The organism is Spirillospora sp. NPDC046719, assembly GCF_040645715.1.
Classification (GTDB): Bacteria; Actinomycetota; Actinomycetes; order Streptosporangiales; family Streptosporangiaceae; genus Spirillospora.
Map to the genome: position 1 here is coordinate 17,943 of NZ_JBEYYT010000008.1, position 24,079 is coordinate 42,021.

Annotated in this window: 19 protein-coding genes; 13 read left to right on the forward strand and 6 right to left on the reverse strand. The window is 69.8% G+C overall.

The window, feature by feature from the left end; genetic code table 11:
* The 5 genes from ABZ914_RS02940 to ABZ914_RS02960 form a co-directional block, all read left to right on the forward strand.
* A partial coding sequence (locus ABZ914_RS02940) for a WD40 repeat domain-containing protein (protein ID WP_500191238.1) occupies positions 1-1,241 on the forward strand: 1,241 nt, incomplete at its 5' end.
* A gap of 173 nt (positions 1,242-1,414) precedes the next feature.
* Positions 1,415-2,257, forward strand: coding sequence for a hypothetical protein (locus ABZ914_RS02945; RefSeq protein ID WP_500191240.1), 843 nt, complete (start codon positions 1,415-1,417; stop codon positions 2,255-2,257).
* 111 nt (positions 2,258-2,368) lie between these two features.
* A complete protein-coding gene (locus ABZ914_RS02950) occupies positions 2,369-2,719 on the forward strand; it encodes a hypothetical protein (RefSeq protein WP_500191242.1) in 351 nt (116 codons plus the stop codon).
* Positions 2,716-3,693: an S-4TM family putative pore-forming effector gene (locus ABZ914_RS02955; RefSeq protein WP_500191244.1), complete on the forward strand. Its 978-nt coding sequence runs from the start codon at positions 2,716-2,718 to the stop codon at positions 3,691-3,693. The genes ABZ914_RS02950 and ABZ914_RS02955 overlap by 4 nt, the downstream gene beginning before the upstream one ends.
* A gap of 325 nt (positions 3,694-4,018) precedes the next feature.
* Positions 4,019-4,948, forward strand: a complete 930-nt coding sequence (locus tag ABZ914_RS02960; RefSeq protein WP_500191246.1) for a hypothetical protein — start codon at positions 4,019-4,021, stop codon at positions 4,946-4,948.
* A gap of 53 nt (positions 4,949-5,001) precedes the next feature.
* Here the strand turns inward: ABZ914_RS02960 and ABZ914_RS02965 are convergent, their stop codons facing one another.
* From ABZ914_RS02965 to ABZ914_RS02980, 4 genes are all read right to left on the reverse strand, one after another.
* The gene (locus ABZ914_RS02965) at positions 5,002-7,047 is read right to left on the reverse strand and encodes a hypothetical protein (protein ID WP_500191248.1); all 2,046 of its coding nucleotides are present in this window, start codon (positions 7,045-7,047) and stop codon (positions 5,002-5,004) included.
* Positions 7,048-7,094: 47 nt separating this feature from the next.
* Positions 7,095-9,179 carry a hypothetical protein gene (locus ABZ914_RS02970; protein ID WP_500191249.1) on the reverse strand — a complete coding sequence of 695 codons (2,085 nt, stop codon included), beginning with the start codon at positions 9,177-9,179 and terminating at the stop codon, positions 7,095-7,097.
* Positions 9,176-9,853 (reverse strand): hypothetical protein, encoded by a 678-nt coding sequence (locus ABZ914_RS02975; protein WP_500191250.1) that lies wholly within the window; start codon positions 9,851-9,853, stop codon positions 9,176-9,178. The genes ABZ914_RS02970 and ABZ914_RS02975 overlap by 4 nt, the downstream gene beginning before the upstream one ends.
* Before the next feature lie 444 nt (positions 9,854-10,297).
* Positions 10,298-13,711: an NB-ARC domain-containing protein gene (locus ABZ914_RS02980; protein ID WP_500191252.1), complete on the reverse strand. Its 3,414-nt coding sequence runs from the start codon at positions 13,709-13,711 to the stop codon at positions 10,298-10,300.
* Between the two features lie 430 nt (positions 13,712-14,141).
* Between ABZ914_RS02980 and ABZ914_RS02985 the strand changes: the two genes are divergently transcribed.
* The gene (locus ABZ914_RS02985; RefSeq protein WP_500191253.1) at positions 14,142-14,555 is read left to right on the forward strand and encodes a hypothetical protein; all 414 of its coding nucleotides are present in this window, start codon (positions 14,142-14,144) and stop codon (positions 14,553-14,555) included.
* A 188-nt stretch (positions 14,556-14,743) separates the two neighbouring features.
* On the opposite strand, the gene ABZ914_RS02990 is transcribed toward ABZ914_RS02985, so the two are convergent.
* Together ABZ914_RS02990 and ABZ914_RS02995 are read right to left on the reverse strand one after the other, a co-directional pair.
* Positions 14,744-15,094, reverse strand: a complete 351-nt coding sequence (locus ABZ914_RS02990; protein ID WP_500191255.1) for a hypothetical protein — start codon at positions 15,092-15,094, stop codon at positions 14,744-14,746.
* A 426-nt stretch (positions 15,095-15,520) separates the two neighbouring features.
* A complete protein-coding gene (locus ABZ914_RS02995) occupies positions 15,521-16,498 on the reverse strand; it encodes a hypothetical protein (protein WP_500191256.1) in 978 nt (325 codons plus the stop codon).
* Positions 16,499-16,807: 309 nt separating this feature from the next.
* Between ABZ914_RS02995 and ABZ914_RS03000 the strand changes: the two genes are divergently transcribed.
* The 7 genes from ABZ914_RS03000 (at position 16,808) to ABZ914_RS03030 (ending at position 24,042) form a co-directional block, all read left to right on the forward strand.
* The gene (locus tag ABZ914_RS03000) at positions 16,808-17,338 is read left to right on the forward strand and encodes a M15 family metallopeptidase (protein WP_500191257.1); all 531 of its coding nucleotides are present in this window, start codon (positions 16,808-16,810) and stop codon (positions 17,336-17,338) included.
* Positions 17,335-18,423, forward strand: a complete 1,089-nt coding sequence (gene alr / locus ABZ914_RS03005) for an alanine racemase (protein ID WP_500191259.1) — start codon at positions 17,335-17,337, stop codon at positions 18,421-18,423. Before ABZ914_RS03000 ends, alr begins: the two co-directional genes overlap by 4 nt.
* Positions 18,420-19,403 (forward strand): D-alanine--D-alanine ligase family protein, encoded by a 984-nt coding sequence (locus tag ABZ914_RS03010; RefSeq protein ID WP_500191260.1) that lies wholly within the window; start codon positions 18,420-18,422, stop codon positions 19,401-19,403. Before alr ends, ABZ914_RS03010 begins: the two co-directional genes overlap by 4 nt.
* A gap of 93 nt (positions 19,404-19,496) precedes the next feature.
* On the forward strand, positions 19,497-20,180 hold the full coding sequence (locus tag ABZ914_RS03015; protein ID WP_500191261.1) for a response regulator transcription factor: 684 nt from the start codon (positions 19,497-19,499) through the stop codon (positions 20,178-20,180).
* Complete coding sequence (locus ABZ914_RS03020) at positions 20,173-21,342, forward strand: sensor histidine kinase (protein ID WP_500191263.1); 1,170 nt, start codon at positions 20,173-20,175, stop codon at positions 21,340-21,342. Before ABZ914_RS03015 ends, ABZ914_RS03020 begins: the two co-directional genes overlap by 8 nt.
* Positions 21,343-21,635: 293 nt before the next feature.
* Positions 21,636-23,075 carry an MFS transporter gene (locus tag ABZ914_RS03025; protein WP_500191265.1) on the forward strand — a complete coding sequence of 480 codons (1,440 nt, stop codon included), beginning with the start codon at positions 21,636-21,638 and terminating at the stop codon, positions 23,073-23,075.
* A gap of 64 nt (positions 23,076-23,139) precedes the next feature.
* On the forward strand, positions 23,140-24,042 hold the full coding sequence (locus ABZ914_RS03030; RefSeq protein ID WP_500191266.1) for a helix-turn-helix transcriptional regulator: 903 nt from the start codon (positions 23,140-23,142) through the stop codon (positions 24,040-24,042).
* Positions 24,043-24,079 lie beyond the last annotated feature (37 nt).

Genomic DNA, 24,079 nt, shown 5'->3' on the forward strand with positions numbered 1-24,079 from the left:
ACGGCCGCCCGGTCGCCGTCACCGGCGGCGCCGATGGGACGGTGCGGGTGTGGGACCTGACCACCGGAACCCCGCACGGCGAGCCCATCACCGGCCACACCGACACAGTGCACGCGGTGGCATGCACGGTGCTGGACGGCCGGCCCGTCGCCGTCACCGGCGGAACCAATAGGACGGTGCGGGTGTGGGATCTGACTACCGGCGCCCCGCGCGGCGAACCGCTCACCGGCCACACCGACTGGGTGAATGCGGTGGCGTGCACGGTGCTGGACGGCCGCCCGGTCGCCGTCACCGGCGGCGCCGATGGGACGGTGCGGGTGTGGGATCTGACCACCGGAACCCCGCACGGCGAGTCCCTCACCGGCCATGACGGCTGGGTGTGGGGGGTGGCGTGCACGGTGCTGGACGGCCGGCCCGTCGCCGTCACCGGCAGCGACGACGGGACGGTGCGGGTGTGGGACCTCACCGTCCGCGCCCCGCACGGTGAGCCCCTCACCGGCCACACCGACACCGTGACGGCGGTGGCGTGCACGGTCCTGGAAGGCCGTCCGGTCGTCGCCACCGCCAGCGACGATAGGACGGTGCGGCTGTGGGACCTGACCACCGGCGCGAGCCTCGGCGTCCTTAACGGCCACAGCCGGGTGTACGCGGTGGCGTGCACCGAGTTGAACGGCCGCCCGGTCGCCGTCACCGGGGGTGTGGATGCGATGGTGCGGGTGTGGGACCTGACCACTGGCGCCCCGCGCGGTGAGCCCCTCACCGGCCACAGCGGCTGGGAGAACGCGGTGGCGTGCACGGTGGTGGACGGCCGGCCCGTCGCCGTCACCGGCGGCGGCGATAGGACGGTGCGGGTGTGGGACCTGACCACCGGAACCCCGGTCGGCGAACCCCTCACCGGCCACACCGGCACCGTGACGGCGGTGGCGTGCACGGTGGTGGACGGCCGCCCGGTCGCCGTCACCGGCGGCGCCGATAGGACGGTGCGGGTGTGGGACCTGACCACCGGAACCCCGGTCGGCGAACCCCTCACCGGCCACACCGACACCGTGACGGCGGTGGCGTGCACCGTCCTGAACGGCCGCCCTATAGCCGTCATCAGTAACAGATTTATTGGCGCATTGCGGATGTGGGACCTGACCACCGGCACCCCGTACGGGCCGCCCCTCACCGGCCACACCGACACGGTACGTGCGGTGGTGTGCACGGTCCTGAACGGTCGCCCCCGCGGTCACCGGCAGTGACGACGGAACGGTGCGAGCGTGGGATATGACGACTGCGCAGCAGTTGGCGGTCTTGCCCATGCCCGCTGGCGTGAAATGTGTAGCCGCGGCAGCCGACAGCGACCTGGTGGTGGGTTGCGGTTGGGAGGTGGTCTGCTTGCAGCGGGTCACAAGCGGCAATTCGGGAGGCGGCAATGACCGATAGCGGCACGATTCCGGTGCTGGGTGTGCACGGCGTGTGGAACCACCAGGGCGGGCTGGAGCCGCAGGCGGCGGCCGAGCGGATCGCCGACTGGTGGCGCGACGCGATCGCGGCCGGGATCGGCCGCCCGGCCGAAGACTCGCCGTTCCAGGTGACGATGGCCTACTACGCCCACCACCTGCGCACCCGCACCGCCCAAGGGCCCGACGACCTGGAGGCCCTGGACACCGCGACGCAGGCCGACATCGTGGAATGGGCACGGCTGCTGGGCGCCGAAGAACCGGTCGTGCAGGGCTGGCTGACCGCGCCGGCGCGCGCTGCGGTTAGCTGGGTCGCCACCCGCTTCGGCTTGAACCATGCCCTGGCCCGTGGCCTGGCCCGGGCGTTCTTCAGCGAGCTCGGCGCCTACTTCACCGACCACGACCGCCGTGCCGCCGCCCGCACCCAGGTCACCAACGCCCTCCACCACACCCGCCCACGAGTACTGATCGCGCACTCGCTGGGCAGCGCGGTCGCCTACGAGGCGCTGTGGGCCGCGCCGCACCCGCCGATCGAACTGCTGATCACTTTGGGATCGCCGCTGGCGATGCCGCACCTGGTGTTCGACCGCCTCGCCCCCCACCCCGGGCCCCGCCGCAAACCCCCCGGCGTGAACCGGTGGATCAACATCACCGACCCCGGCGACATCATCGCCATCCCACCCGGCGGCGTACGCACCCGCTTCGCCGAGGTGACCAGTGACCTGGCCAACGCCATCGGCGCCTTCGACTTCCACCGCTCCACCACCTACCTCAAAAACGCCGTCACCGCCGCCGCCCTGACCCCCTACCTCTAATTCCCGGCCCCAGCCCACGTCCACCCGCGGGAACCACTTCCGGCCGTCAGGCAGCCGACCTCCCAGCCAAAGCCCACCACCTGCGCCCACCCATACGTCCCGTTCGTCAAGATGATCAAGGGGATCAACCGGGAGCTAGGCGAACCAGTGGCGCCCTCGTTCCTGCTGGAGGTCATGGCGCAGGAACTGATCAAGCCGCCGTTCGGCCGCTACCAGGACGAGATCGTGATGTTCCTGGCCACCGCCGCGGAGCGCATCTTCGACGTCTGGCCCGACCCCGCCGGCCTTGGCGGCGATGTCAACGCGGTCATGCACGGCACCCAGAAGCGGCTCGCCGCCGACGCGCTCGCCCAGGCCCAAGCCATCGCCGAACGTGCGGTCGACCTCGCCGATGCCGAGCAGGAGCGCGCCGCCTATGAGCAGTGGAAGAAGCTTTTCGGCGGCCGGATGACCAGGCCATGACCAGCCCGGGTACCCCGCCCCTGCCCGCTCGCCACAGCGGCGGAGTGCACGGTGTGCCCACGAGGCCCATCCACGAGCGTCAACTCGAGGACGACATGCTGCGCCTGCAACGGGCGGCGTCGGCAAGCCACCAGCGCGGCCAGCTCATTGAGGCCGTCCGCGTCGGCGCCGCCGCCGTCCTCGCGGCCACCGGAGTCCTGAGCACCCTGCTCGACCACGGGCGCCCCTGGGTCTCCATCGCCGGGTTCGTGTGGTTCCTGATCTCCGCGTTCCTGCTTAAACGTATGGCGGCGGCCACCGCACGCCAAGGCGCACTACTCCAGGAGATGTTCGACACCGCGCTGTTCCTGCTGCCCTGGCGCGCCACCGTCGCCGGTGACCCCGTACCCGACCCGGATGTGCACCGGCTTGCCCGCAAACTGCAGCGCGGATCGGCCAAGGACAAGCGCATCACCGACGGCTGGTACGACTCCACCGCCGACGTCCACCACCCCTACGACGTGCTCATTGCCCAAGAACAGAACCTGGCCTGGGACTCCAGACTGCGCCGCCGCTACGGCTACCTCGTCGCCGCCGCGGCGGCCTGGACCGCGACCGGCCTGGCGGCCGGTCTTGCTATCGCGGACGTGACCCTGCCTGACGCACTGCTCAGCTTCTTCGTCCCCTCATTGGCCGCCTATCAAATCGCTATCGAGATCTGGGCCAGCCAGCAGCGCATCGCCGACGAACGCGAACGCCTCGCCAAGACCGTTGACACCGAACTGCGCAACGCACAGCCCGGCCCGATCCTCGACCCCGAATGGAACCGCCTGCGCGACACAATCCGCGACATCCAAGACGGCATCCTTCGCACCCGCCTGGACCCCACCCGCGTGCACGAATGGTTCTACCGCCACTACTGTAAGGGCGACGAACGGGACTTTGTCGACACCGCCGAAGGGCACCGCCGCTGCCTCGCTCGCAATTCCCCCTGAACGAATCAATGCCTCGTCCCGCCGGGTCATTGACCTCCTGACGGAGTGGCAGTCCTGGAAATGTTGACCTGCAAGCGTGGTCGGTACGGAGATCGTGTGCACCTTGCAGGGCTGCTCGTTCGAGCCTTGCCCCAATCGTTCGCCCCATTGCGGAGCAGCGGCGGGCGCGCCCATCGTCAGTGGTCGCAAAGGGTAGTGCCTTCATGCCTGGTCTCTGATCGAGTTAGGGGTGAGAGTATGTTCCTCGAACATGGGACGTGTCCCGCCTCCCTTTCGAATTCTCCGGCTTTCTCGGCTGGTCGGCTGGGAGTGATAGCCTCCCTCCGTGATAGCTAACGAGGGAAACGGCTCGCCGGGTACAGAATCTGCGGCCAAGCGGCTCAAACCGACCGTGGAGACGCTGCGGTGGTTATTCTCCTTCAGTGGCAACGAATGTGCATTTCCGGGCTGCGAGCAACGCTTAATAAGCCCCGATGGCGAATTTATTGCGCAGGTCTGCCACATTGAAGCTGCCGAGCCCGGCGGCGAGCGGTTCAACGCGAAGATGGACAACGAGCAGCGCCGCGCGGCGGCGAATCTGATGCTGATGTGCTACGAGCATCATGTCATAACAAACAACGTGGTCACCTTCCCCGTGGAGCGGCTACGCGAGATGAAGGAGACGCACGAGGCGCCTTTCCGTGACGGCCTAAGGGACTTGTTCGACCGCGTCGTGGATTGGACCGAGTCCACCACCGTCACGCTGGCTAGAACCTTGCGCGCCTACCTCGCCTACCACGGCTGGGACGACGCCGACCATGCAAAGGACCCTAACATCCGCGTTGGCAACCTCGCGCTAATCAACGGACTCGCCGAGGCCGTTCGGCGGCTTAGTCGGCCAGCCCGGGAGATGCTCGTCCTGCTGCTCCAACGAGGCAGGGAAGTACACGACCAGCCGGGGTGCGGAGCCAACTATGGCGTTCTGCTCCAGGAGATCATGGACGTCACCGGTCTGAGCGGCCCGGAGATGATCACTCGGTTGGGACAGCTCGAGACCCGGAACTTCGCCAGAATCATGGACGACGATGGAGACTGGGACTTCTACGACTTTGCCGGCCCGTTCGCCATGACCCGGCTCTACTCCGACCTGCACTGGGACGAGCTCGTCTCCTACTGTACGACCGCGCAGGTCCCGCTGAGTGAGATCATCGTCAATCTGCGCTTCGACCTCCTCGACGTACCGCGGCGGGGTGGCGAGGCGACAGATGAGGACTGACCAGCAGCGGAGAATGCGCTGCGCGGAGCGCCCAGCGCCGTTGGCGCTGTCCGTCACGGGCCTGGGCGGAGCAGGTTGGGGTTGTCCCTGCCTCCGGGGATGCGCACGATGACGACGTGACAGGGCGTGGTCTCGCCGGGCCGCCGGACGGTTTCGATCCAAATGCTGTCGAACAGGTTGATGGCGCCTTCGGCGGTGACGGTTTTGTCCAGGGCAAGGAGGATGGCGAACGCGGGGCTGGTGTTTTGGTATTCGGCTGCTTGTGCCACGTAGGTACGGAGTCCGGTTTTGCTCGCGTCGTCTTCCTCGATCTTGCATTCGACGTTGAACTGGGCGGTATTGAAGGTAAACAGGATGTCAGCGCGGCCGCCCCCTTTGTCGATGACCTCGGAATGTACCTGCCGGAACAGCGCTGAGAAGGTGAGGACCTCCCGGTAGTGCTGGTGGAAGAGAGCTTCGTCGACTTTCTGCTTCTTGCCGTCCTTGTCGCGTAGCCGCAGGAACTCGGTGTAGCCGCCGCCCATCTTTCGTCCGATGTCGTAGCACAGGTAGGCGTAGCGGACGGTGGCGTCCAGGAGGCTCTGGAACGGTTCGGCAATGCCGGGTATCCAGTCGGGGGAGGTCTGGAGCCGGGTGATCAGGCCGTTCATCAGGCGCGCGTATTTGGGGTCGGAGATCGTGGAGGCGAAGTCGTCGCTGTCGCGGAGCGCCAGTTCCAGCCGGTCCAGGACATCATCGGGAGTCTGGTCGGCGAGGATCGGGAAGTAGTCGGGGAGCTGGCGCGCGAGTTGCCGCCAGCGGCGTTCTTTTCCCTGTTCGGCCGGAGGGTGGGCCGGGTCGCCACCGCTGAGGGCAGCCGACCGGGCGGACAGGGCGGCATGTAGGCGCTGGGCGGCGGGGTCGTCGCGCAGGTCCTCTTCGTGAGTGAGGGCGTACTCCAGGCTCCGTCGACGGTTTTCCTGCTGTAGGAAGGTGTCCTCGATGACGGGCGCCACGAGGATCTCCACGACGGGCATGGCCGGGGTGTCGGTGAGGACGCGGACGGTGTGGTGCGCGGTGTAGGCGGCGAACAGTGCGGTGAGGATGTCGTGCCCGTCCTCGTACCAGGGGTCGTCGTGGCTCATGTGCTGGGCTGCTTGGTCGAGCAGTGTTGTCAACTGGGCCCAGGCGGTGATGTCCTCCTGGCGGCCGCAGGCCCAGGAAGGGGTGGTGGTGCGCATCCGCCAGGATCGGTACCGCTGCAGATTCTCCCGCAGTGTCTGCGCTGCGGCGGCGACCCGGTGCGAGCCATCGGGGGCGGACAGGCCCAGGAGGCCGTCGATGCCGGCCTGGTAGATCTGGGCATCCAAGCGGCCGGGGTCGACCGCGGTGAGTTCGGTGAACCGCTGCCGGCTGTCGCGGAGCCGGTCGGCCATGGTGGCGTAGTCCTGCTGCTGCAGCGCGGATCGGACGTCGGCCAGGGCGAGCTCGAAGGCCGCGTCACGGAAGGTGTGGTCGAAGGGCAGGCACCGCTCGAGGGCTTCACGTAGACCCGCCGTGGGGTGGTGGGCGTCCAGGACGCCCAGCAGCCGAGGCAGGCGGGCGGCGAACTCGACCGGCAACGCGGCGGGATCCTCGGTGACCTCGTCCATGGCGCCCAGCAGCCGGGCGGAGCTGATCGTCTGTGACAGGGCCAGTTGGACGAGGAAGTCGGCGGCTTCCGCCCCGATGAGAGCGGCGGCGGGGTCGTCGTCAGCGTCCTTGGCGTCAATGAGGCGGCGCAGAAGAGTCTTGGTCAGCCGGACGCCCAAGGCGCGTGCCAGAGCGGGGTGACGGGTGAGGGCATCGACGGCCCCGGCGAACGCCATGTGCCGGGTCGTAGCCGCCAGGCCAGCGATGACGAGCTCGTGGAGATCCGCGTCGTCTCCCGCCCCGTCTTCTGTCTTGCGCTCCATCTGGTGGGCGACGGCCGAGACGAGGTGATCAAGGAAGGGCCCGTCGATGAAGTACGTGTCGGCGGCCAGGACCTCGTCCCTGCCTCCCAAATCGGCCAGGCTCGGCCCGTCACGGCGGGCACCGGCTGGGACACTGCGTGCCCACGCGGTGATGCGCTCGTCCATGGGGTGCATACTGTCCTTCCCCCCGCCGGGCCTGACGCCAACCGGGCCTAGAACAGTTCGCGGCCGTCAACGCCCGTCACGATACGGTCCTCGGGGAAAATGTCCCAGACGGCGCTCTCGGTCGACGTAATGATCATCTGTATCCCGGGAATGTCGTTGCCGGTGTCGTAGAGGGTCTGCAGGACCTGATGGGCGGTCTCGGGGACGACTTCGTCAGCGGTGGGGGCGTCGATGAGCAGGAGCCCGGGATGGGAGACGATGCCTCGGCGGCGGCCGACCCGGACCATCCCGACGACCGCGGCGATCCTCATCCGGAGCCGGTCAACGGGGCTGAAAGACGAATAAGGGTGCTTGGCGCCGGACTTGATGGCGTTCAGGTGGCCGGCCAGGTTGAGGTTGACGCTGCCGAGGTTGGTCACGCCCAACGCTTGGGCGATGGCAAGGATCTCGCCGTTGAGTTCGGTGAACAGGGCCCGGCTATGGGCGTCAACGACCTCTTTGACGACCTCGGTGGCCACGGCCAGGACTCGCTCGTCATTGAGCGGGTGCGGTCCGGTCGGCGGCGCGGTAGGCTCGGACAAGGCCGCGGCCAGCGCGGGAAGCGCACCGGTGGTCTCGCCAGCCGCCAGGGTGAGCGCACCCTGCAACTGGAACACCTCCTGCTGGGTCTGTTCCAGCAGGGTGAACGCCTCACCGGACCGCGCCGCAGCCAGAGCCGCGGCCGCATCCTCATAGGCCGTGCGGGCACGCTCCAGCGTCCGGGCGGCCTGATCCGCCGCAGCCTTGAAGCGCGTCTCGGCGGCCTGGGAGGCGGCCAGACGGTCGTCTATGCGGGTCAGGGCCGCTTGCGCCGCCTCCGGGTCGTCAGGTTCGTCTGGCAGAGGATTGGCGCAGACGGAGCATCGGTGCTCGGTGTCCTCAATGGCCCGACGGGCGTCATCGATGTCGTGGTCACAGCGAGGGCATGCCTCGGGATCCAAGGCCCCCAGGAGCAGCCGCGCGGCGCTGCTCTGCCGGGCGCGCCGGGCCGCCCGCTGGTCGGCCAGTCTGTTCTTGCGGGCGGCCTCAAGCTGACCGGCCGCGACCTGATAGGCGTCCTGGCAGAAGACGACCTGCGCGGCCGCGCGTTCCACGGCCTGCAGCAACGCGGTGATGTCCGGCTGCGCGTCCCGCAGGCCGCGCAGCCGCTGCTGAGCGTCGGCCAGCGCGGCGCGCAGCGGCTCGACCTTCTGCTGGCGGGCCCGGGCATCTTCATCGGCGCGTCGCGCGACTCTGCTCTCCTCCTGGAGTTCCGCTTTGCGTGCGGTGACCAGGCGCGTCAGCTCTGAGGCGTAGGGGACGTCCAGGAACAGCTGCATGAGCCGCACCGGTAGCTGTCCGACCGTCGTGGGCCCCAGAAGAATCGTGTCATTGGCCGAGTTCAGCGCCAGCGCGTAGAAGAAGCTCGACCACCCGTGCACCTGCTCGGTGCTGTCACGCTGCCCATCCTCGCCCTTCGGCGCGCCAGGTTCGGCCGTCCACACCGAGATCGGGCGCAGGCCGAGCCGGTCCATCATGAAACGGCCGATCAGCGCCTCGACCTCCGGCGGTTCGGCCTCCGACACCATGCGCACACCGGGCCCCTCCTCGCTGCGGCCCTCAAGGGCCAGCAGAGCAGGCAGAGCGTCAGCGCTCAGAAGGCGCGCGTGCGGGCGGCCGGGCCGTTCGAAGGTGAGCCGAACCGACGCCGCCACTCCGCCGACCTCGACGTCGGCGCGCACATACTGGAACCAGCCCACCGTCTCGGGGCGCCGGAACCCCGCGAAACCTTCGCCTCGCAGCGCGAAACTCAACGCCCACAGGACGCTCGACTTCCCCGCGGAGTTGATCTCGCTTGCGATCGCCCACGGCCCTGGCCCCAACGGAATGTCCAGAGTGAACGGGCCGTCCTTGGCGGCGGTCCCGGTGCTCTTCACGCCCTCGCAGTACAGGCGATGCACCACCAGTTCGCGGCGGGCAGGCAACGGCGCCGTCAGATCGAGGCCGTGCGCGGCGAGGATCGCGGCGACCTCCTCAGGGTCGGCGTCGTCGAGCCTGGAGATGATACGCCGGTGCAACTCGCTCTCCGACGGAACGGACAGCTCCTCACTCATGGACGGCCCCCCTGCGAGGTCGCTTCGCGTATCACGGTCAGCCGCTCCCGCGTTCGGTCGGCGATCGACGGAATGATCTCTCCCAGCGGCGTCTGGGCATAATCACGCTGCAGATACTGGCGACGCCGCAGCGCGAGCGCCGTGTGACCGGTCGCCTCGGCCAAGGCGCGCACCAGCAGCGCCCGTTCGGTGTACCAGGCCAGTTCGGGGAACTGGGCGGTGGCCTGATCTGCAATCTGACGGCCCTTGCCGGTCAGGTAGTAGCTGTCCTGGATGACACGGGTTTGGCTGCGGCGCTGCCGGACGACCACCAGGCGCGGGGCGGCCAGCACGCTCAACGCCTGGTCCAGATACTCAAACGCCCCGAACAGATAACGCAGCATCGGGATCGCGCACACCTCGGGCTCGTCGGAATCCAGGATCCGGCCCGCCAGATCCAGCAGGATCGTCTCGCCGCTGCGCTCGTAGTCGTTCAGCAACTCATCGGCGAGATAATCGGGGTTCCTCAGCCAGAAGTCGAGCTTCTGCAGACGGCTCTCGGCGTGCAGGACAGCCACCGCGTTCGTCGGGACCTCAGGCCCGGCAGGCTTCTCGACAGGATCGGCCACAGTCGCAATGAGCAGCAGTAGCCGGATCGCGTCAGAAAATCGATCACTCTCATTGTCCGTAGACACTCACACAACGTAGCCCCAACGGGGCAGGTGATCCACAGTTCCCAGCGTCCCAATGTGAAAGTTCGGGCGCTCACCGAGCGAGCACGCTCCGGACCCTACCGAGAGCCAGCGCTCACCGGAGAGGCAATCCCCTACCGTGCAGGTCGAGCCCTATGCCAGCCCCTCCACCGCTCTTGCGGCGGAGCGTGAAAGATGATCTTGCTTGGCGTTGAATCCGGTGGTGCGAGGGCTTCGCGTTGTCGCTGATCCAAGAGTTTCGTCCAGTACCCCTTCCTGGCCGTGACGTTCGGCTCCACAGAAAGAGCCGAGCGTCTGTTCCGGGCTGCTGCGGTTGATCGCCAGCCAGCCAGATCACAAGGCGCCATGAACTGCGTCACCGTCGGCCGGGCGACGTGGCGGCATGGGTTATCGGAAGGTCGAACCGGATGGAGCGGTGCGCTCGGATCAAGAGGGGGGCATGAGCTGAAGCTGGTAGACCTCGCCGTCCAGGATGATGATCTTGTTGGAGTTATCAGAGGCGAACCGGCACTCGGCCACCCGCCGATCACTGCGCCAGACCGCCAGCTCACGTCCATTCGCAGCGTTCCACACTCGTACCACGCCGTCGTCGCTGCCGGTCAGAGCGCGGGTGTCGTCCGGGCTGAACGCCACCGCGTTCACCGAGCCGGTGTGGCCGGTGAGACGCAGGAGTTCGCGGCCGGTGGCCACCTCCCACACCCGCCCCGTACCGTCGAAGCTGCCGGTCAGGACGCGGGCGCCGTCCAGGCTGAACGCCACCGAGGACACCGAGCCGGTGTGGCCGGTCAGTTGGCTGAGCTCCCGGCCGGTGGCCACCTCCCACACTTGCACAAGGCCGTCGTCGCTGCCGGTTAGGGCGCGGGTGTCGTCCGGGCTGAACGCCACGACGTTCACCCAACGGGTGTGGCCGGTGAGCTGCAGAAGTTCGCGGCCGGTGGCCACCTCCCAGACCCGCGCCGTACCGTCGCTGCTGCCGGTCAGCGCTCGGGTGCCGTCCGGGCTGAACGCCACCGCGTTCACCGGGCCGGTGTGGCCGGTGAGTTGCAGGAGTTCGCGGCCGGTGGCCACCTCCCAATTCCGTGCCGTACCGTCGCTGCTGCCGGTCAGCGCTCGGGTGTCGTCCGGGCTGAACGCCACCGCGTTCACCGGGCCGGTGTGGCCGGTGAGTTGCAGGAGTTCGCGGCCGGTGGCCACCTCCCACACCTGTACTACGCCGTCGCTGCTGCCAGTTAGGGCGCGGGTGCCATCCGTGCTGAACACCACCGAGGACACCGAGCCGGCGTGGCCGGTGACTTGCAAGATTTCGCGGCCGGTGGCCACCTCCCACAGCCGCGCCGTACCGTCGCTGCTGCCGGTCAGCGCTCGGGTGCCGTCCGGGCTGAACAGCACCGAGGACACCGAGCCGGTGTGGGTGAGTTGCAGGAGTTCGCGGCCGGTGGCCATCTCCCACAGCCGCGCCGTACCGTCGCTGCTGCCGGTCAGCGTTCGGGTGCCGTCCGGGCTGAACAGCACCGAGGACACCGAGCCGGTGTGGGTGAGTTGCAGGAGTTCGCGGCCGGTGGCCACTTCCCAATTCCGTGCCGTACGGTCGCTGCTGCCGGTCAGGGCGCGGGTGTCGTCCGGGCTGAACGCCACCGCGTTCACCGGGCCGGTGTGGCCGGTGAGTTGCAGGAGTTCGCGGCCGGTGGCCACCTCCCACAGCCGCGCCGTACCGTCGCTGCTGCCGGTCAGCGTTCGGGTGCCGTCCGGGCTGAACGCCACCGAGGACACCGAGCCGGCGTGGCCGGTGAGACGCAGGAGTTCGCGGCCAGTGGCCACCTCCCAAATCCGTGCCGTACGGTCGCTGCTGCCGGTCAGGGCGCGGGTGTCGTCCGGGCTGAACGCCACCGCGTTCACCGAGCCGGTGTGGCCGGTGAGACGCAGGAGTTCGCGGCCGGTGGCCACCTCCCACACCCGCCCCGTACCGTCGCTGCTGCCGGTCAGCGCTCGGGTGCCATCCGGGCTGAACAGCACCGAGGACACCGAGCCGGTGTGGGTGAGTTGCAGGAGTTCGCGGCCGGTGGCCACCTCCCACAGCCGCGCCGTACCGTCGCTGCTGCCGGTCAGCGCTCGGGTGCCGTCCGGGCTGAACGCCACCGAGGACACCGAACCGGCGTGGCCGGTGATGATGAGTTCGAGCGGGTGGTCCGCAGGGATGAGTGCACTGGCGTTAAGCGGCTTTAGCCACTGGGTTTGTGCGGGGGGTTGCAGGGCGGTGGCCCAGGCGGCGATGTCGGGGTCGGGATGTCCCATGAGTCGCCCGGTGACCTGGCTGGTCAGTAGGCCGGGGAGCGCGGTGCTGGGGCTGGTGAGCGCAGGCGTTGACTTCATCAGGGCGCGGCGGATCGCCTGGGCGTGTGGATGGGTGGTGTGGGTGTAGTCGCTGATCAGGTCGGGCAGGCCGGCGGTGGTGATGCGCAGGTGCATCCAGCTCAGCCGGGTGAGCAGCCGCACCAGATCCTCTTGGCGACCGGCTCGGGTCAGATGCCAGGCCAGATTGCCGGGCAGGTACGGGTCGGTGGCGGCGATGTCGATCCAGTCGCCTGGGTGAGTGTTCTGGTAGCCCGTCAGCAGGGTGACATGAGCGGCCCGCACCTGGTCGGGTCCCAGCCGCTGGGCGCAGGTGTCGTATTGCAGGTCGTGCGCGACGAACCAGCGCTCCCCCTGTTCATCAGGGTCGCCGACTGCGGTGAGCAGGGACCGCCCGACCAGGTCGGCCAGCAGGTCCTTGGTCTGCAGGTCGGTGTGCGGGTGCCAGAGCGCGGCGGCGGCGGTGGCGGTGAAGGGGCTGCGGTCGGTGAACACCGCCAACCGTAGGTACCGGTCGCGGTCGGCGGTCGGAAGGTCGTCGATGCCGATATCGATCGCGGCGCGCAGGCTGGGGTGCTCGTACTGCGGGGAGAAGTCGCCCTTGACCTGCCGCAGATCCTGATCGATCAGGGCGAGGACATCGTCGTAGCTGCGGCCGCGGGCGGCCATCGCGCCGGCCATCGCCACGCCGAGCGCCAGGTTCTGCAACCGGGTGCACAACCGGTAGGCGGCCTGCGGCAACTCGGCGGAGCGCTGACCGGTCCATGCGGCCAGCAGATCGAGCGCTTGGGCCTGGGTGAGCTGGTCGACCTGGACCGTGGTGGCGTCGGTGGTCAGGGCCAGGTCGTTGCTGCGGGTGGTGAACAGCACCGGGCAGCCCGGCCCAAGGTCCAGTACCGCGTCCAGCGGCGCGCGGGTCCACACATTGTCCAGCACGATCAGCAGCCGCCGCCCCCGCAGCAGCGCCTTCACCTCGTCACGAGCCTGGTCCACGCTTGTGTAGGCGGGCTCGGTGACGCCCAGAAGGCGCGCCAGGCGGGTCAGCAGCGCCAGCGGATCGGTGCCGGGCGCGGCCTTCAGCCATACCGCCGTCTTGTAGCGGCGCCGCAGCCGCCGGGTACGCGACACCGCGGCCGCCAGTGTCGACTTGCCCGCCCCACCGAACCCCACCAGCGCCACCACCGGCGCCCCCGCGCCGCCCCGCGGGTTGCGGCGCAGCGCCGCCACGGCCCGGTCTGCCAGATCCGGACGCTTGACGAACCGCCGGCCCGGCCGCGGCGCGTCCCCCAAGAACCCCTCCGGGCCGGCCAGCTCGCGCAGCGGCCGATCCGCCTGCCACAGCCACACCCACCGCACCACACCCACCACGATCGCCAACGTCGCCGCGATCGCGCCCACCCAACTGACCCGCTCCAGCGCCTTATCCCCCCACCACCCCTTCTCCGGGTGAGAGCCTGTCGCCGACCACACCAGTGCCGCCACGATCGCCACCCCGACCACCACAGCCGCCGCCCAGCGCCGCCGCACCCCCGGTCTCGCCATGGCACCGCATCCTGCCGCAACCACCCGCCGCCCGGACCGATACCGCCCATCCCGGCCACCGCGACCAACCACCCCGTCGCGGCGCCTATGAGAGCGCCGCCCACTTCATACCGTTGAGCAGGAGAACGCGCGGCTATACGAGGCGCTGCAGACCGCCGAACACGACGCGCCCGCCGCGACCAGGGGCCGCGCGCGCGGACGCCGCCGTCACTGAGCTGGAGGTCGAACGCGGCGTCCGGACGGCCGTCGAGACCGAGCTGCGGCGAGGGCTGGAGCATGCGCGCGCGGACGCCGCGGCCGTGCGCGAACAGCTCGGCCCCGCCACCGAACGCGCCCGGCGAGTGGGAAGCCAATGCGACCGTAGTGGCATGCTCATGGCGTGAGCAGCCGCAACTTCCCCTTCACACCGGAGACGTCTCGCGACCTCGAAATCGGTGACTTTTGGGCTGTTGAGCTGCCGCTCGACGGACTGTACAGCTGCTTCCAGGTGACGGAACTGGCCCGCAGCGGCCCTGGCAGTCGGGCATTTCTCGGAGCAGGTGTTGTCGACTGGTGCGAGTCGACGCCCCCGACCGTCCAGGACGTCACCGGCAGGATCGTCCTGCGACATGGCCTGATCCACATCGATGCGTTCAAACAGACCGGTGCCCAGATCCTCGGGCAGGCACCGGTCACCCATTCTGAACCGCTCACCCCTGTCTTCGGGGAGGTCGAGGTGGGCGACGTCCAGCACGTCTGGGGGGTGACGGCCCTCCCACACGTCGCGACATCCGAACTCACCAAGCGCCGGTAGGCAAGAGCCTGACGAGGACCAGAGCCCTCACCACGGTGGCCTCAATGCACCGTGGCCGAGGTGAAACGACGAGCGGTCCAGCATCCGGGGATGAACGCCGAGCGGCAGGCGCGGGGTGCCTACCGAGTTCGGCGGAGGCGAGGCCGTCCTGGTAGGACGCCCGCCCATGCGTGCGCACGGTCGTCGGATCAGTCGAGATGGTGCTCAACACACCACGTGGCGATGTAGTACGCGGCAGCCATCGCCAGCCCCTTCTTGACGCCCAGCGGGGCGTCCTGCCGCCACTTGTACCGGGTCCGGACCTCCCGCAGGGCCGGCACGTCACTCGACCGCGCGGCCTGCAACGCGGTGTCGGCGGCGGCCTGCTCCACGCCCGTCGCGTTGGCCGCCTGCTGGGCGTACTTGCACGCCTTGATCGTCGCCTTGTCGTACGTGCTCGCGCCCGGGGACGCCCCCGCCCGCGCCGGCGAACCGTCCCCGTCCGCAAGCACGAGGGTGATGACGCCCGCAACCACGACCGCCGCGACAGCGGCCGTCACGGCAATCACCACGGTTCGGCGGGACGTGCGCTGCTGATCCATGGTGGGTAGACGCGCCAACATGATCAGCGGATCACGTGGCGGCCGCGCCGGCCACCGGAGGCAGGGGAGGGTCTTCGGGGGCTCGCCGTAACACCCCCGCGGGCCACTGCTACCGCCTGCGGCTGTGGCCACGGCTTCAGGACTCGCCGGCGGCTCTGCGCCGGAGCTGGCCGCACTTGGGAAGCCGCTAAGCAGCGATAGTCACGAGTCCGAGAGGCAGTCGGAGACGGCTCCGGGCTATCGAGTGGAAGATGATCTTGCTTGGCGTGGAATCCGGTGGTGCGGGGGCTTCGCGTTGTCGCTGATCAAAGACCAGGGGACGGGCGCACAGGAGACCACCTCGACCTTGGACCTGGTTTGCGGTGGTCTGCCGGCGTCGCCGCGTCAGTCCATGCCGATCAGGGAGAACGTGAGGGTGATCGCTGCGTCGCGCAGTAAGGGCGGCGCGGACGGTACGGCCCGCAGCACCCACCGGCGTCCCAGCTGAGCGATCGTCGCGACCTCGCGGCCGTGGACGTCCATGACCTTCATGGTCGTGGCGCCGCCACCCACCGGCTTGGCCGAACCAACTTGTTGTCCGTCATGGCTCAGCAGCGTGTAGCGCAGGGTGGGATGGACGGTCGTGCGGCGCACCATCATCTTGGCGGTGCCGGTCGCATCGAGCATCAGGGATTCCGGCTGGTAGTCCTTGCTCGTACGCCGCTCAATCAGCATCAGGGGCTCACCGTCGGAGCCGTACAGGGCAGAGAACGTCGTGGCGTCGCGAGAGATGCCGGCCAACACCTCAAAAGTGGAGCGCTCGTAGTTCCTGCGGTGCCGGCCCGGCAGTTCGAGGCGGCTATACCCGGGTGGCGGTTTGGCGGTGCGCAGGGTGGCGTACGGCCGGCCGTCCGGGTGGCACACGTCTTTCCGGCCGATGAGCACGACGAGCCCGTCTCCTGGTTCAGCAAGCAGACGCCGGGCCATGGTCCGGCCGGGGCCGACCAGACCGACGACGAACACCGGCAGTACCGTCGCCGCAAGAACAAGCGGGATCAGTCCGATGAACAAGATGCCGTTCCTCGCGAACCCGCCCGCGTACGGGCCCATGGGCCCGATCCGCACCGGCACCCCGGTGCGTCCCGCGTCGTCGCGATCGAGGCCGTAGATCTCGCCCGAGCCGGTGTGTCCGTCCTGGGTGCGCCACGTGCCCGTACAGACGAGCTTCGTCGTCTTCCCGGTCCGCACGCTGTGGCATTCGGCGACATCCGCTGAGGCCTTCTCGCCGGCGGTGAGCGTATAGCCCATAACCACCGGCCAGAACAGCAGGCCGGCCAGGATCGCCCCTACGAAGGCCGCCACCACCAACCGCCGCCGCACCATGGCGCGAAGCCTAAGACGGCTTCCCGCCACTCCGCAGTAAGTTGGCGAGCCGCCGCGGTCTCATTCGGTGGCGTATCGCGGGCGTATTGAAAACCGGATACGGCACCGCAACAGGCGTCCGTCTTCAGTGAAGGCATGGACTGCATCGCATCGCTGTCGGCCCGTCGTACGTGCAGGGTCGCGCTCGCCGGTTCGGGTCGGCGAGCGGACGGTCGTCCTTTCCGCCGGGCGGCTCCCGCTGATCGAGGGTCGGCGTACGGGCCGACCTTTCGGCGGTGAGCCGTGGAGATCAAATCGCGCGTTCTCGCAGTGGTCACTCGGGTCGTCGCGGTGCTGCTGGTGCCGGTCGCGTTCTGCCGTGCACCGGACCGCGCACGGTTTCTGGCCTGCCAATGGGCCTTGGCCCTGCGCTTTCCCGCCGAGGATCTGCGGGGGCTGGCACCGGAGACGCTGGCGGCGTTCACGCATGCGCGGGCCGAGGCGTTCTGGCGCCACGGGCAGATGATCGGCCTCACCTCGGGCTACCGCGACGCGAGGGAGCAGTACCGGATCTTCGCCGAGGAGGTGTGGCGCACCGGCTCGGTTCAGGCGGCGCGGCGCCGGGTGCTGCCGCCGGAGGAGTCAAGCCACGTGCGGGGGTTCGGGCTCGACGTCCGGCCGACCGAAGGCGCGCGGTGGCTCGAACGGCACGGTTGGCGGTACGGGCTCTACCGCGTCTACGACAACGAGTGGTGGCACTTCGAGTACCGCACGGCCGCGCCGATCCGGCTGCCGCACCCGGATGCCGCGCCCCGACGGATGCACACGGATCCGGCCGACGACCCGTGGAGGCGGCCGTGAACGGGCCGACCCTGCAGACGCTGCCCGACGCGGTGGCCGCCAACGTGGCCGGGATCCGCGCGCGGACGCGGAGCACGATCATGGCCGTGGTCAAGGCCGACGGTTACGGCCACGGCGCGGTCGCGGTCGCCAAGGCCGCCGTTGCCGCCGGTGCCGGGTGGCTCGGGACGACGAGCGTCGCGGAGGCGTGCGCGTTGCGGGCCGCGGGGTCGGCGGTGCCGATCCTCACCTGGCTGCATCCTTCCGGGATCGACGCCGAGGCGGCGGCCGCGGCCGGGGTCGATGTCGCGGTCGGGTCGGTGGACGAGCTCGGCGGGCTCATCGCGCAGGCCGCGCCGGCGGTGCGGGTTCATCTGCATGTGGACACCGGGATGTCCCGGGGCGGCTGCCCCCGCCGGCAGTGGGACGAGCTGATCGGTATGGCTCAGCGCGGTCAGAGGGCCCGGCGGGTCCGCGTCGTGGGCGTCATGGGGCATCTTCCGCTGGCCGACCGGGCCGAGCCCGCGGCGAACGCGCCGGCGGTCGCGGACATGCACGAGGCGCTGAAGGCGGTCCGGGCGGCGGGGCTCGGTTCGCCGCTCGCCCACCTCGCGGCCACGTCCGGGACGGTCACCGATCCGGCGACGCATCTCGGCATGGTCCGGGTCGGGGCGGGACTGGTCGGCATCGATCCGTCCGGGACCGTGGAGATGCACGGCGCGTCCCGCCTGACCGCGCCGATCGTGCACACGACGGCGGTTCCGGCGGGCACGCCGGTCGGTTACGGCGGCACGTACATCACCTACCGCGCCACCCACCTGAGCATCCTCCCCATCGGGTACGCCGACGGGATCCCCCGGGAGTTGTCGCCCCGAGCCGGCGTCGAGATCCGCGGGTGCCGTTTCCCGGTGGTCGGACGGGTCTCGATGGACCAGATCGTGATCGATACCGGCGCCCGGTACTTCCCGGTCGGCACGTCCGCGACCGTGTTCGGCCCGGACGGGGGCGCCACCCCGACCGTCCAGGACTGGGCCCGCTGGGCCGGGACCATCCCGCACACCATCGTCACCGGCATAGGGCCGCGTGTGAGAAGGAGCATCGCATGACACGGCGAATCGTGGTGATCGGCGGCGGAGAGAACGCCGAGCACGACGTCTCCCTGGCCACGGCCGCGGCGATCGCGAAGGCGCTGCGGTCCGGCGGTTTCGACGTCGACGAGCTGACCATCGACCGCGACGGGACGTGGAGACAGGGAGCGGACGCGCTCGGGAAGCAGGCGATCGGTTCGCTGGCGGCGGCACTCGGCGTCATCGAACGCGCCGACGTCGTCTTCCCCGCGGTCCACGGCCCGTCCGGTGAGGACGGGACGCTCGCGGCGCTGTGCGCCCTCACGCACACGCCGATGGTCGGCTCGGGCCTGCGCGCCGGGGCGCTCGGCATGGACAAGTGGGCGACCAAGCTCGTGGCGGAGGCGGTCGGGATCCGGACCGCTCCGGGGCGGCTGGTGGCGGCGGCGGAGATCGCCGGTATCGGGTTCGAGAGGGACGTGGTCGTCAAGCCCGCCTCGGCCGGGTCGAGTTTCGGTGTCGCCCTCGCACGCGACGCCTCCCAGTTGCGCGACGCCCTGCGGTGCGCCGCGCGGTTCGACGACCGGATCCTGATCGAGGACGTCGTCGGGGGCCGGGAGATCGATGTGGCCGTGCTGCGGGAGGCCGATGGCCGGCGGTGGGCGTCCCCGCCGCTGGAGATCCACACCGACGGCCTGTTCGACACCCGGTCGAAGTACGACGGTTCGGCCCGGTTCAGCGTGCCCGCCGGAGTCGACGGCGCGGAGCGGGCGTCCCTGACGGAGGCGGCGCTGCGGATGTTCGACGCGCTCGGCTGTGCCGGGGTCGCCCGCGTCGACTTCTTCCTCACCGGCGACGGGCCCGTCCTCAACGAGGTCAACACCATGCCGGGGATGACCGCCGAGTCCCAGGTGCCGAGAATGTTCGCCGCGACCGGGCTGCCCTACGAGCGGCTGGTCGCACGCCTGGTCGACGCCGCCGCGGTCCCGGACTCCCGAGGACGGGAAGCGATCATGTGAGCCCGCGCGGGCGATCCGCGCCGCCCTCACCACTCCTGCCGGCGTGTCGGTTTGCATACGTCGGCGATATGCCGCGCTGCTTAGCCTTGAGGTGTGCGCGTGCTGATCGTGGAAGACGAGCCCTACCTGGCCGAAGCCGTCCGGGACGGTCTCCGGCTGGAGGCCATCGCCGCCGACATCGCCGGGGACGGCGACTCGGCCCTGGAGATGCTCAGTGTCAACTCCTACGACCTGGCGGTTTTGGACCGCGACATCCCCGGCCCGTCGGGCGACGAGATCGCCCGGCGCATCGTCGCGTCCGGCAGCGGCATGCCGATCCTCATGCTCACCGCCGCCGACCGGATCGACGACAAGGCCACGGGGTTCGAGCTCGGCGCCGACGACTACCTCACCAAGCCGTTCGAGCTCAGGGAGCTGGTGATGCGGCTGCGGGCGCTGGACCGCAGGCGCGGGCACGTGCGCCCCCCGGTCACCGAGATCGCGGGCCTGCGGGTGGACCCGTTCCGCCGGGAGGTCTTCCGCGACGGACGCTACGTCGCGCTCACCCGCAAGCAGTTCGCGGTGCTCGACGTCCTCGTCGCCGCCGAGGGCGGGGTCGTCAGCGCCGAAGAGCTGCTGGAGCGGGCCTGGGACGTCAACGCCGACCCCTTCACCAACGCCGTCCGCATCACCGTCTCCGCCCTGCGCAAACGGCTCGGCGAACCATGGCTGATCGCCACGGTGCCCGGCGTCGGCTACCGGATCGACACCACGCAGTCCGGCGGCCCCCGTGCGTAGGCGCCCGGGACTCAGCGCGCGGCTGAAACTCACCATCAGCTACGCCGGGGTGATCGTCCTCTCCGGTGCTCTCCTGCTGGCCGTGGTCTGGGTGTTCCTGCTGCGCTACGTTCCCGACGGGGTGATCAAACCCGGGCCGGGGTTCTTCCGGGACAGGGGCCCGGCGCCGCCGTTCATCCCCAACCGCACCGACCTCTGGCGAGCCTTCGCACCCCGCGCGGCCCAGGCACTGGCCTTCCTCCTGCTGTTCGGGCTTCTCGGCGGATGGCTCCTCGCCGGCCGGATGCTCGCACCGCTCACCCGGGTCGCGGACGCGGCGCGGCTGGCCGCGAACGGATCGCTGTCCCACCGGATCCGCCTCGAAGGCCCCAGAGACGAGTTCCGCGAACTCGCCGACGTGTTCGACACCATGCTCGAACGGCTCGAATCCCACATCACCGAACAGCAGCGGTTCGCCGCGAACGCCTCCCACGAACTGCGCACCCCGCTGGCGATCTCCCAGACGCTCCTCGACGTCGCCCGCAACGACCCCGCCCAGAACCGGGACGAGCTCATCGAGCGGCTCCAGACCGTCAACACCCGCGCGATCGACCTCATCGAGGCCCTCCTGCTGCTCAGCCGCAGCGACCGCAGGAGCTTCACCCGCGAGCCCGTCGACCTGTCCCTGGTCGCCGAAGAGGCCGCCGAGACCCTGCTGCCCCTCGCCGAGAAGCGGCGGATCACGCTGGAGGTCACCGGCGAGAGGACGCGGACCGTCGGCTCCGAGGAGCTCATCCTGCGGATGGTGACGAACCTCGTCCAGAACGCCATCGTCCACAACCTGCCCGCCGGCGGCACCGTGACGGTCCACACCACGGCGGAGGACGACGCGAGCGTCCTGCGGGTCGAGAACACGGGTCGACCGCTCCCCTGGGACCTGGTTCCGACCCTCATCGAACCGTTCCAGCGCGGAACGCGGCGCGTCCGCACCGATGAGCACGCCGGCGTCGGCCTGGGGCTGGCCATCGTCCACAGCATTGTCCGAGCACACGACGGGACCCTCGACCTCGCGCCACGCCCCGCCGGCGGCCTCCTCGTCACGATCCGCCTCCCCGGCACGCGTCAGGACCCGTCCCCGACCGCGGCCCACCAGCCCGTCAGAGCACCGTCACCGGCGGCGTAGCGGCGGACGGCACACGGTTCGGCCCGCTAGCAGCGACGGTCGCAAGTCCGAGAGGCGCGGGCGCCGCGTCGCTGCCCACACGGTGCCCCGCCGCACCGTCCCCTTCGCGGTGCTTCATTGCTGGTCCTGCTGGTACCAGCAAGCGCGGTACTAGCAACGACCGAGCACTGGTCGGACGCCTGTGACCGTTCCACGATGGGACTCGCCTTCGCTGACCGAAGGCCCTGAAGAAGCGAAGAAGCTTCGTTTCCACGCCCGAGCACCAACGTCCGTGGGAAGGAGTCTCCTTGTCTGTGACCGAACAAGGCATCCAGCGCGTGCGCGATAGGGAGAGGTTCGGGCCGCGTCTGGCCGGCGCGCTCATCGTCCTCGCCTGTGCGGTGGGACTGGATGTGAGCAGCGTCGCGGTCGTGAACGCCGCGCTGCCGGCGATCGGGCGCGGCCTGTCGATGAACGAAGCGACCCTGCAGTGGCTGATGACCGGCTACGCGGTCACTTTCGCCGGGTTCCTGCTGTTCAGCGGCCGCCTTGCCGACATCTTCAGCCGCCGGGCGGTGTTCGCCCTCGGCGTCGGCGTGTTCACCGTCGCCGCCTTCGCCGCGGCGATGGCGCCGACCCAGGGCGTCCTCATCATGGCCCGGTCGCTCCAGGGCGTGGGCGCCGCCGTCTCCGGGCCCGCGGCGATGGCCCTGCTGTTCCAGCTCTTCCCGGAAGGGCCGCTGCGCAACCGGGCGCTCGGTGTCTACACCGCCGTCGGCGCGTCGAGCTTCAGCGCGGGGCTGGTGTTCGGCGGCCTGCTCACCGACGCCTTCGGCTGGCGGTCGGTCTTCGTCTTCAATGCGATCGCCGGGACCGCCGTGCTGGCGGGCATCGAACCGCTGCTGCCGCCCGGCACCTCGAATCGCCGTCCACTGGACATTCCCGGCGCCGCCATGGTCACCGCGGGCCTGCTGATGGCGGTCTTCGGGATCAGCCGCGGCGGTGAGCGGGGGTGGGGAGACCCCTACGCCATCGGCGCCCTTGCCGTCGCCATGTGCGCGCTGGTCGCCTTCACCGTCTGGGAGGCGCGTACCGCCGAACCGCTGCTGCCGTTCTCCATCTTCCGCTCGGCCCCGGTGCGGGCGGCGACCCTCGCGGCCGTGGTGTTCTACGCCGTCGTCATCTCGGTCCTGTTCTTCGCGCCGCTCTACATGCAGGGCATGCTCGGCTACAGCCCGTTGGAGTCCGGGCTGGCGATGGTGCCGATGGGCGCGCTCGTAGCGCTCTTCGCCAACGTCGCGACCCGGTTGATGACACGTGGAGTCGGCCAGCGGGCCCTGATGGTCCTCGGCCTGCTGCTCATCGCCGGCGGGGTCGCGTACTTCACGCGCACGCCCCTCGGCGGTGGATACCTGCCCGATATCCTGCCTGGCGTCGCTCTGATGGGCATCGGCCAAGGGCTGGCGTACGCCGGGCTGACCGCGGCCACCGTCACCGGCGTGCCGCAGCACCAGCATGGCGTCGCAGGTGCCTTCAACATCACCGCGCAGCAGGTCGGCGGCAGCGTGGGCACGGCGGTCCTGGTGGTGATCGCGGCCGGGGCGGCCGCGGGGCCGGGCCAGCAGCAGCAACTGCACGGCTACCACACCGCGTACCTGCTCTCCTCGATCGTCGCGGTGATCGGCGCCGCCGTCATCGCCGTGATGCCGGGCCTGCGGCTTGCGGCATCCGATCCGAGGCGACGCCCCGCCTGAAGCCGGTATTCACCGGGCCAGGCAGGGACTGGGCACGGGGCGGCCCTCAGCACAGACTGGATACATGGAGTCCAACCACGAGCTTGCCGATTTCCTGCGTTCCCGGCGAGACCGGCTCCGGCCGGAGGACTTCGGGTTGCCCCGCGGCAACCGCCGGTCTCCCGGGCTGCGGCGAGCAGAGGTCGCGCAACTGTCGGGCATCAGCGTCGACTACTACATCAAGCTGGAGCAGGGCAAGACCGGGCGTGTGTCGTCCGCTGTGCTCGACGCGCTGGCCCGTACGCTCCGCCTGGCCCCGGACGAACGGGACCATCTGTACCTGTTGGCGCGCGCCGACGGGATCCCGCGCCGTGCGACGAGGAGCGAGCGGGTCCGCCCCAGTGTCCACCGGATCCTCGAACTGCTGGAGTCCAGCCCCGCGTACGTCATCGGGCGCCGGATGGACGTGCTCGCCTGGAACCCGATGGCCGCCGCCCTGATCACCGACTTCGGCGCGCTGCCGGCCGGGCGGCGAAACCTGCTGTGGCACGCGTTCTGCGATCCCGCCGCGCGCTCGCTGTACGTCGACTGGGAACAGGTGGCCCGACAGGGCATCGCTCACCTGCGCCTGTCCGCGGCGCGGCATCCGGACGATCCCGGGATCGCCGCGCTCGTGGGCGAGCTGTCGGTGAAGAGCGAGGAGTTCCGTACCTGGTGGGCCCGCCATGATGTCAAGGACCGGGGCAGCGGCCGCAAGGAGTTCAGCCATCCCGTCGTCGGGCGGTTCACGCTCGACTACGACGCTCTCCTGCTGCCGGACGGGCCCGACCAGCACCTGATCACCTACACGGCGCCGAAGGGCGGTCCGGCCGCCGATGCCCTCGAACTGCTCGCGGTGATCGGCACCCAGCGACTCGGCGAGGGCGATCACCTGGAGGCGGTCGAGAGAGCTCACGACGTCGACGAGGCTCCTGGGAACACCCGCTGACCCGGCACCTCGTCCCGGCGTTCGCAGGTAACGGCAC